This window comes from Variovorax sp. J22P240 (assembly GCF_030316855.1).
Taxonomy (GTDB): domain Bacteria; phylum Pseudomonadota; class Gammaproteobacteria; order Burkholderiales; family Burkholderiaceae_C; genus Variovorax.
In genome coordinates, this window is the sequence record NZ_JASZYR010000001.1 from 393,174 (window position 1) to 406,720 (window position 13,547).

Consider the following 13,547-nt stretch of genomic DNA (forward strand, 5'->3'; position numbering starts at 1 on the left):
GGCTTGGCTGCCAATAGCGTCCAAAGAGCAGCATCGGCAGCCGAAGTTCCGGCTTTTAACTGCCGTTTTTTTACAAGGCCATTGGACTTTCTTGCTGCAGCGCGGAAACGCTGTGTTAAGGTGATCAGTCCAACAACTACTCTTGAACACGGAGAATATCGTGAGCAATAAAGGGCAACTTCTACAAGACCCCTTCCTGAACACCTTGCGTAGAGAGCACGTGCCTGTTTCGATCTATCTGGTCAACGGCATCAAGCTGCAAGGTCAGATCGAGTCGTTTGACCAGTACGTCGTGTTGCTTCGCAATACGGTGACCCAGATGGTCTACAAGCATGCCATCTCCACCATCGTGCCGGGTCGGGCCGTCAACTTCTCGGCTGCCGAGAACGACGACACTGCCGCCTGAACGGCACGGAGCGCGGCGGTTCGTCCGCCGCGCTTTTTCCAATTTTGACTCCGCTTGTCTGAACTGATTCCCCGCAAGGAAGGCGCCGTCGTTCTTGTCGGCGTGGACTTCGGGCTGCCCCATTTCGACGGCGAACTCGAGGAACTCGGACTGCTTGCGCAGACCGCGGGCCTGGAGCCGGTCGCTCGCCTCGTGTGCAAACGCAAGGCGCCCGACGCGGCATTGTTCGTCGGAAGCGGCAAGGCCGACGAAATCCGCGAACTCGCCGAACTGCATCGCGCGAGCGAAGTCGTCTTCGACCAGGCCCTGAGCCCGGCGCAGCAGCGCAACCTCGAGCGCCAACTCGGTGTCGCGGTCTATGACCGCACCTTCCTCATCCTCGAAATCTTCGCCCAGCGCGCGCGTTCGCACGAAGGCAAGCTGCAGGTCGAGCTGGCCAGGCTGCAATACCTGAGCACGCGCCTCGTGCGCCGGTGGTCCCACCTGGAGCGTCAGCGCGGTGGCATCGGCACGCGCGGCGGCCCCGGCGAAACCCAGATCGAACTCGACCGCCGCATGATCGGCGAAGCCATCAAGCGCACACGCGAGCGGCTCGCCAAGGTTCGGCGGCAGCGCGGCACCCAGCGGCGGCAGCGTGAGCGTCGCGACACCTTCAACATCTCATTGGTCGGCTACACCAATGCCGGCAAGTCTTCGTTGTTCAATGCGCTGGTCAAGGCCCGCGCCTATGCGGCCGACCAGCTCTTCGCGACGCTGGACACGACGACGCGCCATTTGTACCTGGGCGACGCACGCCGGAAGGTGTCGATCTCCGACACGGTCGGCTTCATTCGCGACCTGCCTCACGGTTTGATCGACGCCTTCAAGGCCACTTTGCAGGAGGCCGTCGATGCGGACCTGCTGCTGCACGTGGTGGACGCGTCCAATCCCCATCATCCCGAACAGATGGCCGAAGTGCACGCCGTGCTCAAGGACATCGGCGCCGACACGGTTCCGCAGCTCCTGGTCTTCAACAAGCTCGACGCTCTTGAAAGCGCGCAGCACCCCCTGCATCTCCAGGACGAGATCGACGTCGACGGCGTGCAGGTGCCTCGCATCTTCCTGAGCGCCCACACCGGCGAAGGCGTTCCGGCGTTGCGCGCCGAACTCGCCCAACGATCGCGCCTGCTGTCTGAAGACATGACCCCAGAAGCCAGCGCCGAATTGCACGATGCCGCCAACTGATTGGGCACAATCCCCGTCACTGACTCAAGAACAGAATCGAATGAATGCAAAGCCAGTGTGGAGACGGTTTTCCGGCATGTTCAACCTGAACGATGGCCGGTGGGGCCGGGGTGACGACTCCTCGTCGAACGGCGACCGTCCCGCCGCCAACCGTCCCGACGGCGAGCCTCCCGCTCCGCCGCCTTCGGGTAACAACAATCGCCCGCGCGGCCAAGGTCCGAACCAGGGGCCACCGGATCTCGATGAACTCTGGCGCGACTTCAATCGAAAGCTCGGCGGCCTCTTCGGCGGCGGGCGCGGCGGCGGCGACAACAACCGGCCGAACGGTGGCAACGGTGGCGGCCTCAAGCCCGACATGAAGAACGCGGGCTTCGGCCTCGGGCTGGTTGCGGCAGTTGCAGTCCTGATCTGGCTGGGCACCGGCTTCTTCATCGTGAACGAAGGCCAGCAGGCCGTGATCACGCAATTCGGCCGCTACAAGGCGACCGTGGGCGCCGGTTTCAACTGGCGGCTGCCGTATCCGATTCAGCGCCACGAGATCGTCGTCACCACGCAGATCCGTTCCGTCGACGTCGGCCGCGACACCATCGTGCGCTCGACCGGCCTGCGCGAGTCCGCCATGCTGACCGAGGACGAGAACATCGTCGAGATCAAGTTCGCCGTGCAGTACCGCTTGAGCGACGCCCGTGCCTTCCTCTACGAGAGCAAGTCGCCGGCCGATACCGTGGTGCAGGTGGCCGAGACAGCCGTCCGCGAGGTGGTCGGCAAGATGCGCATGGACGCTGCGCTCGCTGACGAGCGTGACCAGATTGCGCCACGCGTGCGCGCGCTGATGCAGACCATCCTCGACCGCTACAAGGTCGGCGTCGAGGTCGTCGGCATCAACCTGCAGCAGGGCGGGGTGCGTCCCCCGGAGCAGGTGCAGGCGGCATTCGACGACGTGCTCAAGGCCGGCCAGGAACGCGAGCGCACCAAGAACGAAGCGCAGGCTTACGCGAATGACGTGGTTCCGCGCGCGACGGGTACCGGCTCGCGTCTCAAGGAAGAGTCCGAGGCCTACAAGGCGCGGATCGTTGCACAGGCGCAAGGTGATGCGCAGCGCTTCAGTTCGGTGCTCTCCGAATACCAGAAGGCGCCGCAGGTCACGCGCGACCGCATGTACACAGATGCCATGCAGCAGATCTACAGCAGCACGACGAAGGTGCTGGTCGACTCGAAGCAGAACTCGAACCTGCTCTATCTGCCACTCGACAAGCTGATGCAGTTCTCCGGTCAGAACGCGGCCGGTACGCCGGTGGACGCTGCCAATCCCAATGTCGCGGGCACGGCCGCACCACAGTCGTCGGTGATTCCGGTTGCCCCATCCGCAGGCGACGCGCGCGCCCGCGATGGCCGCTCGCGCGACCGCGACGTGCGCTGAGGACACAAGAATATGAACAGAATCGGATTCATCGTCTCGTCGGTCCTGGTGGCGCTCGCGCTGCTGAGTTCGACCCTCTTCGTGGTCGACCAGCGCCAGTTCGGCGTGGTGTACGCGCTCGGGCAGATCAAGGAAGTGATCACCGAGCCGGGCCTGAACTTCAAGCTCCCGCCGCCGTTCCAGAACGTGTCGTACATCGACAAGCGCTTGCTGACGCTGTCGAGCCTCGACCCCGAACCCATGCTCACCGCGGAAAAGCAGCGCGTGGTGATCGACTGGTACGTGCGCTGGCGCATCACCAATCCGTCGGAGTACATCCGCAACGTTGGCCTCGACGAGAACGCCGGTGCCGTGCAGCTCAACCGCGTGGTTCGCAACGCGTTCCAGGAAAACATCAACAAGCGTACCGTGCGCGACCTGATCTCCGTGCGCCGCGAGGCCGTCATGTCCGACGTGCAGCGCGAGGTACTGGCGGTGGTCAAGGGTGCCAAGCCGTGGGGCGTCGACGTCGTGGACGTTCGCATCACGCGGGTCGACTATGTCGAAGCCATCACCGAATCGGTCTACCGCCGCATGGAAGCGGAGCGCAAGCGCGTCGCCAACGAACTGCGCTCTACTGGTTTTGCCGAGGGCGAGAAGATCCGTGCCGACGCCGATCGCCAGCGCGAAGTGATCGTGGCCAACGCCTACCGCGATGCCCAGAAGATCAAGGGCGAGGGCGACGGCCGTGCCGCCAGCATCTATGCCGACGCCTTCGGCCGCGACCCGCAGTTCGCGCTGTTCTATCGCAGCCTCGATGCCTACAAGCAAAGCTTCAACAAGAAGAGCGACGTGATGGTCCTGGATCCGTCATCGGACTTCTTCAAGTCGATGCAAAGCTCCGGCTCGACGAGCAATGCACCCCGTCGCTGAGGATGACAGCGCGCCTGCCTGCCGCCTGCTGAGATCGGATCGTCGTGAACGTCGATACCTTCTGGAGCGCGCTGGCGCTCGTCCTGGTGATCGAGGGGCTGCTGCCTTTTCTCTCGCCCGGCGGCTGGCGGCGCGGCTTCGGCCAGCTCATGCAGTTGCGCGACGGGCAACTCCGCTTCTTCGGTCTTTGCAGCATTCTTTTGGGCCTGGCGCTCCTCTGGGTATTGGGGTGACGCGGTCCCGGTAGAATCCCGGTTTAACCACGCCCCCGATCCCCATGTCCGCCTGGGTCCTCCCGGATCACATTGCCGATGTGCTGCCTTCCGAGGCGCGCCACATCGAAGAACTTCGACGCGAACTGCTCGATACCGCCCGTGGCTATGGCTACGAGTTGGTCATGCCGCCGCTGCTCGAGCACCTGGAATCCCTGCTGTCCGGCACGGGCGAGGCGCTCGGCCTGCAAACCTTCAAGCTGGTCGATCAGTTGTCGGGGCGCAGCATGGGCTTGCGCGCCGACACCACGCCGCAGGTCGCGCGCATCGATGCCCACCTTCTCAATCGCGCGGGTGTGACCCGGCTCTGCTATTGCGGCCCGGTCCTGCACACGCGGCCCGATCGTCCCCATGCAACGCGCGAGCCGCTGCAGTTCGGCGCTGAAATCTACGGCCATGCCGGGCTCGAAGCCGACACTGAAGTCCTGCGCCTGGCGCTCGATTGTCTGCGAGCCGCCGGCGTCACCGGGCCCGCGCAAAGTCCGGTCATCGTCGACCTGGCGGACGCGCGCATCGTGAGCTCTCTGTTTGCCGGCATGCCGGTCGATGCCGCCGTCATTGCGCGTATCCATGCGGCCCTGGCGGCCAAGGACGCCAGCGCCCTGCGAGAACTCACGGCCAACTTCCCCGCGCCGTCGCGTGAGGGTCTGCTGGCGCTCGTCCAGCTGTACGGTGACGCGTCCGTGCTCGACGAAGCCGCCAAGGCCCTGCCGGACTCTGCCGGCGTTCGTGCCGCGCTGTCTGACCTGAAGCAGCTGGCTGGCCACCTCGAAGGCGCCAGCGTCAGTTTCGACCTGGCCGACTTGCGTGGCTATGCCTACTACAGCGGCATGCGCTTCGGCATCTATACCGAGGGCGCCAGCGACGCCCTGGTGCGTGGCGGCCGTTATGACGAGGTGGGGGCCGTGTTCGGCCGCAACCGTCCAGCGGTGGGCTTCAGCCTCGACGTCCGCGAACTGGTCGGCGTGCTGCCCGCAAGGCCCCTGCGCGCCGCCATCCGAGCGCCGTGGAGCGATGCCGAGGCCCTCAACAAGACCATTACCGCCCTGCGCGGCGAAGGCGAAACCGTCGTGTGCGTCCTGCCGGGCCACGACAGCGAAATCGATGAATTCCATTGCGACCGCGAGCTCGTCGAGCGCGACGGCCAGTGGCGCGTTCAAGCCATCTGAATCCTGAAAAGCGAAAAATCATGAGCGTAACCACCGGAAGAAATGTGGTCGTCGTCGGAACCCAGTGGGGCGACGAAGGCAAGGGCAAGTTGGTCGACTGGCTGACGGAGAGCGCGCAGGGCGTCGTGCGCTTCCAGGGCGGCCACAACGCGGGCCACACGCTGGTCATCAATGGCGTCAAGACGGCGCTGCATCTGATCCCGAGCGGCATCATGCGGCCCGGCGTCAAGTGCTACATCGGCAATGGCGTGGTGTTGTCGGCCGGCAAGCTATTCGAGGAAATCGAAGGGCTGGAGAAGGCCGGCGTCGAGGTCCGCTCGCGGCTGCGCATCAGCGAGGCCTGCCCGCTAATCCTGCCGTTCCACGCGGCGCTCGACATTGCGCGCGAGGCCTACCGCGAGAAGGGCGGCATCGAGAAGATCGGCACCACCGGCCGCGGCATCGGCCCGGCCTACGAGGACAAGATCGCCCGCCGCGCGCTGCGCGTGCAGGACCTGAAGCACCCCGAGCGCTTCGCGACCAAGCTGCGCGTGTTGCTCGACCTGCACAACCACGTGCTGACTCAGGTGCTGAGCGCACCGGCCATCGACTTCGACACCGTCTACGACGAAGCGATGCGCCACGCCGAACTGCTCAAGCCCATGATGGCCGACGTCTCGCGCGAGCTCAACGACGCCAACCGCGCCGGCGCCAACCTGCTGTTCGAAGGCGCGCAGGGCACTTTGCTCGACGTCGACCATGGCACCTATCCCTACGTCACCTCCAGCAACTGCGTGGCCGGCAATGCGGCAGCGGGGTCCGGTGTCGGGCCGGGCATGCTGCATTACATCCTCGGCATCACCAAGGCCTACTGCACGCGCGTCGGCGGCGGCCCGTTCCCGACCGAACTCGACTGGGAAAAGCCGGGCACCGTGGGCTATCACCTGAGTACCGTCGGTGCGGAGAAGGGCGTGACCACGGGGCGCAGCCGCCGCTGCGGCTGGTTCGATGCCGCGCTGCTGAAGCGCTCGGCCCAGGTCAATGGGCTGAGCGGCCTGTGCATCACCAAGCTCGACGTGCTCGACGGTCTCCATGAACTGCAACTGTGTACCGGCTACCAGCTCGACGGCGAATACACCGACATCCTGCCCATGGGCGCAGACGAGATCGAGCGCTGCACACCCGTCTACGAGAAGCTCGAAGGCTGGACCGAGAGCACGGTGGGCGTCACGCAATACGAGAAGCTGCCCATCAATGCGCGCCTCTATCTGCAGCGCATCGAACAGGTCACGGGCGTGCCGATCCACATGGTCTCGACCAGCCCCGATCGCGATCACACGATCATGATGCGCCACCCTTACTTGGCCGACTGACCCCCACTCGCAGGAGACGATCTTTCATGTTGACCGAAGACGGCAAGCACCTTTACGTCAGCTACGACGAGTACCACAACCTGATCGAGAAGCTCGCGATCAAGGTGTACCAGTCGGGCTGGCAGTTCGACACCATCCTGTGCCTGGCGCGTGGCGGCATGCGCCCCGGCGACGTGCTCTCGCGCATCTTCGACAAGCCCCTGGCGATCATGTCGACCAGCTCGTACCGCGCGGACGCCGGCACGATCCAGGGCCATCTGGACATCGCGCGCTACATCACCACGCCCAAGGGCGAGATCGCAGGCAAGGTGCTGCTGGTGGACGACCTCGCGGATTCCGGCCACACGCTCCACGCCGTGGTCGAGAACCTCAAGAGCAGCTACAAGCCCATCACCGAGTTGCGCAGCGCGGTGATCTGGACCAAGGCGCTGTCGACCTTCACGCCGGACTATTCGGTCGAGTTCCTGCAGACCAATCCGTGGATCCACCAGCCCTTCGAGGGCTACGACTCGCTCGGCGCCGAGAAGCTGATGGAGAAATGGTCGGTCTGAAGGCCGCGGCCTTCGTGCTCACTTGAGCATCTCGGTATAGCGCCGCTGCATTTCGTCGGTCGGCACATCCTCGATGCTGTGGCCGACGTTCCAGCGGTGACCGAAGGGATCGAAAAACGACCCTGAGCGCTCGCCGTAGAACTGATCCTGCGCCGCCATGTGCAGCGTGGCGCCGGCTTTCAGCGCGCGTTCCATCACCGCGTCCGCATCGTCGACGTGCAGATGCAGGGTGACAGGCGTGGCGCCGATGGTCCTGGCGCCGCGGATGCCGTATTCAGGAAACTCGTCGCACAGCATCAGCGTCGTGCTGCCGAACTCCAGCTCGGCATGTCCGATGCGGCCGCTGGGCTCGGTGAGCCGGAATTTCTCCTTCGCGCCGAATACCTCGCCATAGAACGCGATGGCCGCAGCCGTGTCGTGCACGCAGAGGTAGGGGAAGAACTCATGGATGGTCATCGAAGCGTCCTCATCAAAGGTCTGGAGGCGATTCTGGGCTGGCCGGGGGCGGGCGTCTTGAAGGAATTTGACGCTCAAGCGCGCACGTGGTTCGGCGAACTGGGCGAAGCCCGGCGATAGGCCTGCGGCGTCATGCCGGTGATTTCGAGAAAGTCGCGATTGAAATGCGGCTGGTCGCTGTAGCCAGACTGAAGGGCGAGATCGGCCCAGGGCAGGGCGCCCCAGGCGGGCTCCGCTGCCATCACCCGCTGGAATCGCAGGACGCGTTCGAGCCGCTTGGGTGGCAGGCCGGCGGCGTCCCTGAACATGGCGATGAAGCGCCGGTGGCTGTAGCCGCTGGCATCGACCAGATCGCTCACCATGGCGCCGCCTCCCAGCCAAAGCAGGGCCTGCGCGACGGCGGGGTGCATCGCGCGCGGCTTCGGCTCCAGTCGTTCGTTCAGCAAGTCTTCCAGGACGGTCAGTCGGGCCGCAGGCGTTCCGGCCTCGTGCACCCGCTCCAGCGCCTCCGACGCCTGGGCGCCCCAGAGCGCGTCCAGCGGTGTGTGGCGCTCGGCCAGTTCATCTGCCGGCATGCCGAACAATGCCCTTGCGGCGCCGGGCCGGAACTGCACGCCCACCGAACCGGTAGCGACAGACACATCGCGCGCATAGAAAGCAGACCGGGCACCGCCCACGATCGCGTAGCCCACCGTGTATCCGACCGAATCCACCGCATCGACGAAGAGCCGAAGCGGCGGCCCCGAGAGCCGGAACACCAAGTGCATGTCACCTGTCGGCAACACGTGTTCCCGCAGGGACGCTTCGCCCGCCGCCGCGCCGACCGGACCGGGATCGGCCGCCCACATCGACCGGACGAACGGTCGCAGCGAAGGTCTGGGTACGCGCGTCAGCAGCATCGGCGCATTGTGTGCCGACCGGCCGATCCGGTCGACTAGCATGGAGGCATGCGCAAGCCCATCACCGACCTGATTCACCATCCATACACCCCGCCGGCGAACTTCGCAGCGCCCCAGCGCGGCGTGTACAAGGCCTCCACCGTCTTCTTCGCCGACGTCGCCGCGATGCGCGCGAGGGACTGGAAGACCAAGGCCGGCTACACCTACGGCCTGCACGGCACACCGACCACCTTCACGCTCGAGGAGCGGCTCGCCACGCTGGAGGGCGGCACCGAGTGCCTGCTGGTGCCCAGCGGCCTCGCTGCGATCGCGCTGGTCTCCTTTGCGCTGCTGAAGGCCGGTGACGAGGTGCTGATCCCCGACAACGCCTACGGCCCCAACAAGGCACTGGCGAACGGCGAACTGGCGAATTTCGGCATCACCCACCAGCTCTACGATGCGATGAATCCGGCGGATCTCGCCGACAAGCTGTCGAGCCGCACCAAGCTGGTCTGGGTGGAGGCCGCCGGCTCGGTCACGATGGAATTCCCGGACCTGCCCGCACTCGTGGGCGTCTGCCGCGCTCGCGGCATCATCACGGCGCTCGACAACACCTGGGGCGCCGGTCTGGCCTTCGCGCCCTTCGATTTCAACGGCAGCGGGCAGGGCGTCGACATTTCCATCCACGCACTCACCAAGTACCCGAGCGGCGGCGGCGACCTGCTCATGGGTAGCGTGGTCACGCGCGACGAGCGCCTGCATCGCGCAGTCAAGCTCACGCACATGCGCATGGGGTTCGGCATCGGCGTGGGCGATGTCGAGACCCTGTTGCGTTCGCTGCCCAGCATCGCGCTGCGCTACCAGGCGCACGACCACAGCGCGCGCGAACTCGCCCGCTGGCTCGAAGGTCGCGCGGAGATCGCACAGGTGCTGCACCCCGCGCTCGAAAGCTCTCCGGGTCACGCGCACTGGCTGCGTCTCTGTGGCGCCACCGATCTGGCCGCCGGCCTGTTCTCGGTGGTGTTCGACGAGCGCTACGGCACCGAACAGGTCGATCGCTTTTGCGACAGCCTGGAACTTTTCCGGCTCGGCTATTCGTGGGGCGGACCGATCAGCTTGGTCGTGCCATACGACATCGGCCTGATGCGCGACGCCAGCGTTGCGAAGTGGCCGCACAAGGGCACGCTGGTCCGATTTTCGATCGGCCTGGAGGATGTCGGAGACCTTCGCGCCGACCTCGAACAGGCCCTTGCGGCACTCTGAGAGCCGGCGGTTATCGCGTACAGTCGGACCACGTGCAGTCACCCTGACTGCCTCGCCCGAAGGAGAAGCAGTGGCAACACCAAATTACGGCTATGAAAAGCGCCAGAAGGAATTGGCAAAGAAGAAGAAGAAGGAAGACAAGCTGAGGGAGAAAGCCAACCGCAAGCTCATGCCCAGCAGCGATGGGCTCGCCCCGGGCGATCCGGAAACCGACGTGGCCTCGCTGGAACGCGATCCGCCGACGGTTCCGGAACTACCCACGAAGAACGGCTGAGCAGCCGTTTTCAGCAACGATCTAGAAGAAGCCGCCGCGGCCCGGGCCTGCGGCGGCTTTTTATTTGGCTCTGTCGGGCCGTCACTTGGGCAGCAGCTTGCGCAGCGTTGGCCACACGTTGTCCAGCATGCGCGGCTGCGCGGCCGCCGTCGGATGGATCCGGTCGGCCTGGAAGAGCATTGCTGCGTCCGGGCTGTCCGCCACCCCCTTGAGAAGAAAGGGCACGAGCGGTGCCTTGGTCGCGCCCGCCACCCTGGCGAAGAGCGTCTCGAAGCGCCGCGTGTAGTCGCTGCCGTAGTTGGGCGGCACCTGGATGCCCACGATCAGCACTTGCGCGCCCACGGCCTGCGCGGCCTTGGTCATCTGCAGCAGGTTGTCCTCCGTGCTGGTCAGCGGCAGGCCGCGCAGCGCGTCGTTCGCGCCGAGTTCGAGCACTACGTGCGTCGGCTGATGCTGCGCGAGCAGGTTGGGCAGCCGAGCCCGGCCGCCGGACGTGGTGTCGCCGCTGATGCTGGCGTTGATCACCGTGGCCGCCACCTTCTGATCGACCAACCGCTTTTCCAGCAGCGGCACCCAGCCTTCGCCGCGCTTGAGCCCGTATTCAGCAGAAAGCGAATCGCCGAGGATCAGAATCACGGGCCGTTTGGCGGCGGCAGCCTGGGCCTGCGCGGCGATCCATGACCCTCCGCTGCCGGCCAGCGCACCACTCAAGATAAAGTGACGTCGATTCACCACGCGAAACCTTTCAATGTCCTCAATCCAAATCGATGGCCGCTCCGAACCCATTGTTGCCGTCGAGCATGTCTTCAAGTCCGTCACCGACTCCACCGGAACGCTGGACATTCTGCAGGACATCCACTTCACGCTGGGCGCGAAGGAGACGGCCGCCATCGTCGGCGCTTCGGGCTCGGGCAAGAGCACGCTGCTGTCGATCGTCGCGGGCCTGGACACGCCCACCCGCGGCACGGTGAAGCTCGCCGGTGAGGATCTGTTCGCCATCGACGAAGACGAACGTGCGGCCCTGCGCGCGCAGAAGGTCGGCTTCGTGTTCCAGAGTTTCCAACTGCTCGGCAACCTGAGCGCGCTCGAGAACGTGATGCTGCCACTCGAACTGGCCGACCGCAAGGATGCCCGCAAGGCCGCGACCGAGATGCTCGGCCGCGTCGGCCTGAGTCAGCGGCTCGGTCACTATCCCAAGGTCCTGTCGGGCGGCGAGCAGCAGCGGGTGGCGCTGGCGCGAGCTTTTGTCGTACAGCCCGCATTGCTCCTCGCCGACGAGCCAACAGGCAGTCTCGACTTTGCAACCGGCGAGCAAGTGATGAAACTGATGTTTGATCTGAACCGTGAACTGGGCACTACCCTCGTGCTTGTCACGCACGACCGGGGTATCGCCGAGCGGTGCGAGCGGCGGATCACGATCGAGGCCGGCCGCGTGGCGCTCGACGGTCACGGCGCCTGAGCGCTTTTTCGGACGGCGGGCCGCGTGAATGGCCTCCACGCATTGCAAGAGGAATTGCCATGCAGAAGCCGCGACCCGGTATTGACGAAGAAGACGACACCGCCTTCGGTGGACTGGCGCCCCGCAGCGGGCCGCGCACTGAAGTTCATTACGCCCGCTACGGTGGCGCCGGCAAATGGGTGGCTGCGATCGTTGCCGCGGTCGTGGTCCTGCTGATCCTGCTCTACATCACCGATCGGCTCTGAACTCGATACCCCGGGGCTCGATAATCCCCCGATGTCTTCCCCCAAAGTGATCTTCGGCTTCCATGCCGTGGGCGTGCGTATCAAGACCGCGCCGAAATCGGTGATCGAGGTGCTCTTCGATGCAAGCCGGCGCGATGCCCGCATGCGGCAGTTCGTTGCCCGTGCGCAGGAGGCCGGCGTCCGGCTGATCGAGGCCGATGGCTTGCGCTTGGCCAAGCTCGCCGGCAGCCATGGCCACCAGGGTGTGGCCGCGCGCGTGGAGCCCATTCCCCAGACTCATTCGCTCGATGAGTTGCTCGAAGGGCTGGAGGCCGCCGGCACCGTGCCGCTGCTGCTGGTGCTCGACGGCGTGACCGATCCGCACAACCTCGGCGCCTGCCTGCGCGTGGCCGACGGCGCGGGTGCTCATGCGGTGATCGCGCCCAAGGACCATGCCGCCGGCATCAACGCGACCGTCGCCAAGGTGGCGAGCGGAGCCGCCGAGACGGTGCCGTACTTCATGGTGACCAATCTCGCGCGCACGCTCGGCGAACTCAAGGAACGCAACATCTGGTGCGTCGGCACCAGCGACGACGCGCCTGGCACGCTCTACCAAAGTGACCTGAAGCGTCCGCTGGCGATGGTGCTCGGCGCCGAGGGTGAGGGCATGCGGCAACTCACGCGCAAGACCTGCGACGAGCTGGTGAGCATCCCGATGGCTGGTGCGGTCGAAAGCCTCAACGTGTCGGTGGCGAGCGGGGTGTGCCTCTACGAGGCGATGCGCCAGCGGCGCGCCTGAGCTTGTTTCGTGGTGTTCGATGCAGCCGACGCTCACCTACAACCCGCATTCCTCCGCGCCGCAGCTGCGGCTGCCGCCCGGTGCTTGTGACGCGCACGTCCACGTGTTCGGGCCGGCAGCGCGCTTCCCCTTCGCGGAAGGCCGCAGCTTCACGCCCGCAGATGCCCCGAAGGAAACCTTGTTCGCGCTGCACCGGCACCTGGGCATCGAGCGCTGTGTGATCGTGCAGTCGCTCTGCCATGGCTACGACAACCGCGTGGTGGAGGACGCGATCGTGGCCGGTGGTGGCAACTATCTCGGCGTGGCACTGTTGCCTCTGGGTGTGGCCGACGAAGAACTGGCGCGGCTCGCGTCCGTCGGGTTTCGGGGCGTGCGCTTCAATTTCGCGAGGAATTCGGCCGCCGATTTCGACGTGGAAGGCGTCGTTGCGTTCAGCCGGCGTCTCGAACCATTTGGCATGCACCTGCAGGTGCATTTCGAGCGCGGGCTGATCCATGAACTCGCTTCACCACTCGCGCGCAGTGCCGTGCCGGTGGTGGTCGATCACATGGCGCGCGTCGATGCTTCGGCAGGAACCACGCACCCCGACTTCGTCGCACTGCATGCGCTGATGCAGAACCCGCTGTTCCGCGTCAAGGTGAGCGGCGTGGACCGCATTTCTCGTGCAACGGACTACGCCGATGGCGCAGCGATCGCACAGAGGCTGGTTCGCGAGTTTCCAGAGCGCTGCCTGTGGGGCACGGATTGGCCGCATCCGCTTCACGATCATGTGCCGGACGATGGCGCTCTCGTCGACGCGCTCTTGCGCATTGCGCCCGATCCCGACGAGCGGGAGCGCCTGCTGGTGGGCAACCCGCGAGACTTCTATCGTTTCGACGGTCTTTGACG

At 65.4% G+C, this 13,547-nt stretch carries 17 protein-coding genes; 14 read left to right on the forward strand and 3 right to left on the reverse strand.

Annotated features, from left to right (window positions below):
- Nucleotides 1–160 precede the first annotated feature (160 nt).
- The 8 genes from hfq (at nucleotide 161) to QTI24_RS02025 (ending at nucleotide 7,306) form a co-directional block, all read left to right on the forward strand.
- Nucleotides 161–406, forward strand: coding sequence for an RNA chaperone Hfq (hfq, locus tag QTI24_RS01990; protein ID WP_093123058.1), 246 nt, complete (start codon nucleotides 161–163; stop codon nucleotides 404–406).
- A gap of 54 nt (nucleotides 407–460) precedes the next feature.
- Entirely contained in the window at nucleotides 461–1,630 is a 1,170-nt protein-coding gene (gene hflX / locus QTI24_RS01995) for a GTPase HflX (protein WP_286597981.1), read from the forward strand.
- Nucleotides 1,631–1,706: 76 nt separating this feature from the next.
- The gene (gene hflK / locus QTI24_RS02000; protein WP_286597983.1) at nucleotides 1,707–3,050 is read left to right on the forward strand and encodes an FtsH protease activity modulator HflK; all 1,344 of its coding nucleotides are present in this window, start codon (nucleotides 1,707–1,709) and stop codon (nucleotides 3,048–3,050) included.
- A 12-nt stretch (nucleotides 3,051–3,062) separates the two neighbouring features.
- On the forward strand, nucleotides 3,063–3,962 hold the full coding sequence (hflC, locus tag QTI24_RS02005; protein ID WP_286597984.1) for a protease modulator HflC: 900 nt from the start codon (nucleotides 3,063–3,065) through the stop codon (nucleotides 3,960–3,962).
- A gap of 44 nt (nucleotides 3,963–4,006) precedes the next feature.
- Complete coding sequence (locus QTI24_RS02010) at nucleotides 4,007–4,195, forward strand: DUF2065 domain-containing protein (RefSeq protein WP_286597985.1); 189 nt, start codon at nucleotides 4,007–4,009, stop codon at nucleotides 4,193–4,195.
- A 44-nt stretch (nucleotides 4,196–4,239) separates the two neighbouring features.
- Nucleotides 4,240–5,403: an ATP phosphoribosyltransferase regulatory subunit gene (locus tag QTI24_RS02015; protein WP_286597986.1), complete on the forward strand. Its 1,164-nt coding sequence runs from the start codon at nucleotides 4,240–4,242 to the stop codon at nucleotides 5,401–5,403.
- A gap of 20 nt (nucleotides 5,404–5,423) precedes the next feature.
- The gene (locus tag QTI24_RS02020) at nucleotides 5,424–6,755 is read left to right on the forward strand and encodes an adenylosuccinate synthase (protein WP_286597987.1); all 1,332 of its coding nucleotides are present in this window, start codon (nucleotides 5,424–5,426) and stop codon (nucleotides 6,753–6,755) included.
- A 26-nt stretch (nucleotides 6,756–6,781) separates the two neighbouring features.
- Nucleotides 6,782–7,306 (forward strand): phosphoribosyltransferase, encoded by a 525-nt coding sequence (locus tag QTI24_RS02025; RefSeq protein ID WP_286568368.1) that lies wholly within the window; start codon nucleotides 6,782–6,784, stop codon nucleotides 7,304–7,306.
- A gap of 18 nt (nucleotides 7,307–7,324) precedes the next feature.
- Here QTI24_RS02025 and QTI24_RS02030 read toward each other — a convergent pair whose 3' ends face one another.
- Together QTI24_RS02030 and QTI24_RS02035 are read right to left on the reverse strand one after the other, a co-directional pair.
- On the reverse strand, nucleotides 7,325–7,762 hold the full coding sequence (locus QTI24_RS02030; RefSeq protein ID WP_286597988.1) for a VOC family protein: 438 nt from the start codon (nucleotides 7,760–7,762) through the stop codon (nucleotides 7,325–7,327).
- Between the two features lie 74 nt (nucleotides 7,763–7,836).
- Nucleotides 7,837–8,703 carry a helix-turn-helix domain-containing protein gene (locus tag QTI24_RS02035; RefSeq protein WP_286597989.1) on the reverse strand — a complete coding sequence of 289 codons (867 nt, stop codon included), beginning with the start codon at nucleotides 8,701–8,703 and terminating at the stop codon, nucleotides 7,837–7,839.
- A gap of 6 nt (nucleotides 8,704–8,709) precedes the next feature.
- Between QTI24_RS02035 and QTI24_RS02040 the strand changes: the two genes are divergently transcribed.
- Together QTI24_RS02040 and QTI24_RS02045 are read left to right on the forward strand one after the other, a co-directional pair.
- The gene (locus QTI24_RS02040; RefSeq protein ID WP_286597990.1) at nucleotides 8,710–9,903 is read left to right on the forward strand and encodes a PLP-dependent transferase; all 1,194 of its coding nucleotides are present in this window, start codon (nucleotides 8,710–8,712) and stop codon (nucleotides 9,901–9,903) included.
- Between the two features lie 70 nt (nucleotides 9,904–9,973).
- Nucleotides 9,974–10,177, forward strand: a complete 204-nt coding sequence (locus QTI24_RS02045) for a hypothetical protein (RefSeq protein WP_286507677.1) — start codon at nucleotides 9,974–9,976, stop codon at nucleotides 10,175–10,177.
- An 81-nt stretch (nucleotides 10,178–10,258) separates the two neighbouring features.
- Here QTI24_RS02045 and QTI24_RS02050 read toward each other — a convergent pair whose 3' ends face one another.
- On the reverse strand, nucleotides 10,259–10,909 hold the full coding sequence (locus tag QTI24_RS02050; RefSeq protein WP_286597991.1) for an arylesterase: 651 nt from the start codon (nucleotides 10,907–10,909) through the stop codon (nucleotides 10,259–10,261).
- 16 nt (nucleotides 10,910–10,925) lie between these two features.
- On the opposite strand from QTI24_RS02050, the gene QTI24_RS02055 reads away from it, so the two are divergent.
- Genes QTI24_RS02055 through QTI24_RS02070 form a run of 4 tightly spaced genes read left to right on the forward strand, consistent with a single transcriptional unit; the run spans nucleotide 10,926 to nucleotide 13,545 of the window.
- Complete coding sequence (locus tag QTI24_RS02055; protein ID WP_286597992.1) at nucleotides 10,926–11,636, forward strand: ABC transporter ATP-binding protein; 711 nt, start codon at nucleotides 10,926–10,928, stop codon at nucleotides 11,634–11,636.
- 59 nt (nucleotides 11,637–11,695) lie between these two features.
- A complete protein-coding gene (locus QTI24_RS02060) occupies nucleotides 11,696–11,881 on the forward strand; it encodes a hypothetical protein (RefSeq protein ID WP_286597993.1) in 186 nt (61 codons plus the stop codon).
- A gap of 31 nt (nucleotides 11,882–11,912) precedes the next feature.
- The gene (gene rlmB, locus QTI24_RS02065; protein ID WP_286597994.1) at nucleotides 11,913–12,659 is read left to right on the forward strand and encodes a 23S rRNA (guanosine(2251)-2'-O)-methyltransferase RlmB; all 747 of its coding nucleotides are present in this window, start codon (nucleotides 11,913–11,915) and stop codon (nucleotides 12,657–12,659) included.
- Between the two features lie 19 nt (nucleotides 12,660–12,678).
- Nucleotides 12,679–13,545 carry an amidohydrolase family protein gene (locus tag QTI24_RS02070; RefSeq protein WP_286597995.1) on the forward strand — a complete coding sequence of 289 codons (867 nt, stop codon included), beginning with the start codon at nucleotides 12,679–12,681 and terminating at the stop codon, nucleotides 13,543–13,545.
- Nucleotides 13,546–13,547: the final 2 nt, after the last annotated feature.

Coding starts and splice junctions, on each gene's coding strand:
- QTI24_RS02070 (WP_286597995.1), top strand. CDS start 12,679: ATGCAGCCGACGCTCACCTACAACCCGCATTCCTCCGCGCCGCAGCTG.
- QTI24_RS02015 (WP_286597986.1), top strand. CDS start 4,240: ATGTCCGCCTGGGTCCTCCCGGATCACATTGCCGATGTGCTGCCTTCC.
- QTI24_RS02020 (WP_286597987.1), top strand. CDS start 5,424: ATGAGCGTAACCACCGGAAGAAATGTGGTCGTCGTCGGAACCCAGTGG.
- QTI24_RS02025 (WP_286568368.1), top strand. CDS start 6,782: ATGTTGACCGAAGACGGCAAGCACCTTTACGTCAGCTACGACGAGTAC.
- hflK (WP_286597983.1), top strand. CDS start 1,707: ATGTTCAACCTGAACGATGGCCGGTGGGGCCGGGGTGACGACTCCTCG.
- QTI24_RS02030 (WP_286597988.1), bottom strand. CDS start 7,762: ATGACCATCCATGAGTTCTTCCCCTACCTCTGCGTGCACGACACGGCT.
- QTI24_RS02035 (WP_286597989.1), bottom strand. CDS start 8,703: ATGCTAGTCGACCGGATCGGCCGGTCGGCACACAATGCGCCGATGCTG.
- rlmB (WP_286597994.1), top strand. CDS start 11,913: ATGTCTTCCCCCAAAGTGATCTTCGGCTTCCATGCCGTGGGCGTGCGT.
- QTI24_RS02060 (WP_286597993.1), top strand. CDS start 11,696: ATGCAGAAGCCGCGACCCGGTATTGACGAAGAAGACGACACCGCCTTC.
- hflC (WP_286597984.1), top strand. CDS start 3,063: ATGAACAGAATCGGATTCATCGTCTCGTCGGTCCTGGTGGCGCTCGCG.
- QTI24_RS02040 (WP_286597990.1), top strand. CDS start 8,710: ATGCGCAAGCCCATCACCGACCTGATTCACCATCCATACACCCCGCCG.
- QTI24_RS02055 (WP_286597992.1), top strand. CDS start 10,926: ATGTCCTCAATCCAAATCGATGGCCGCTCCGAACCCATTGTTGCCGTC.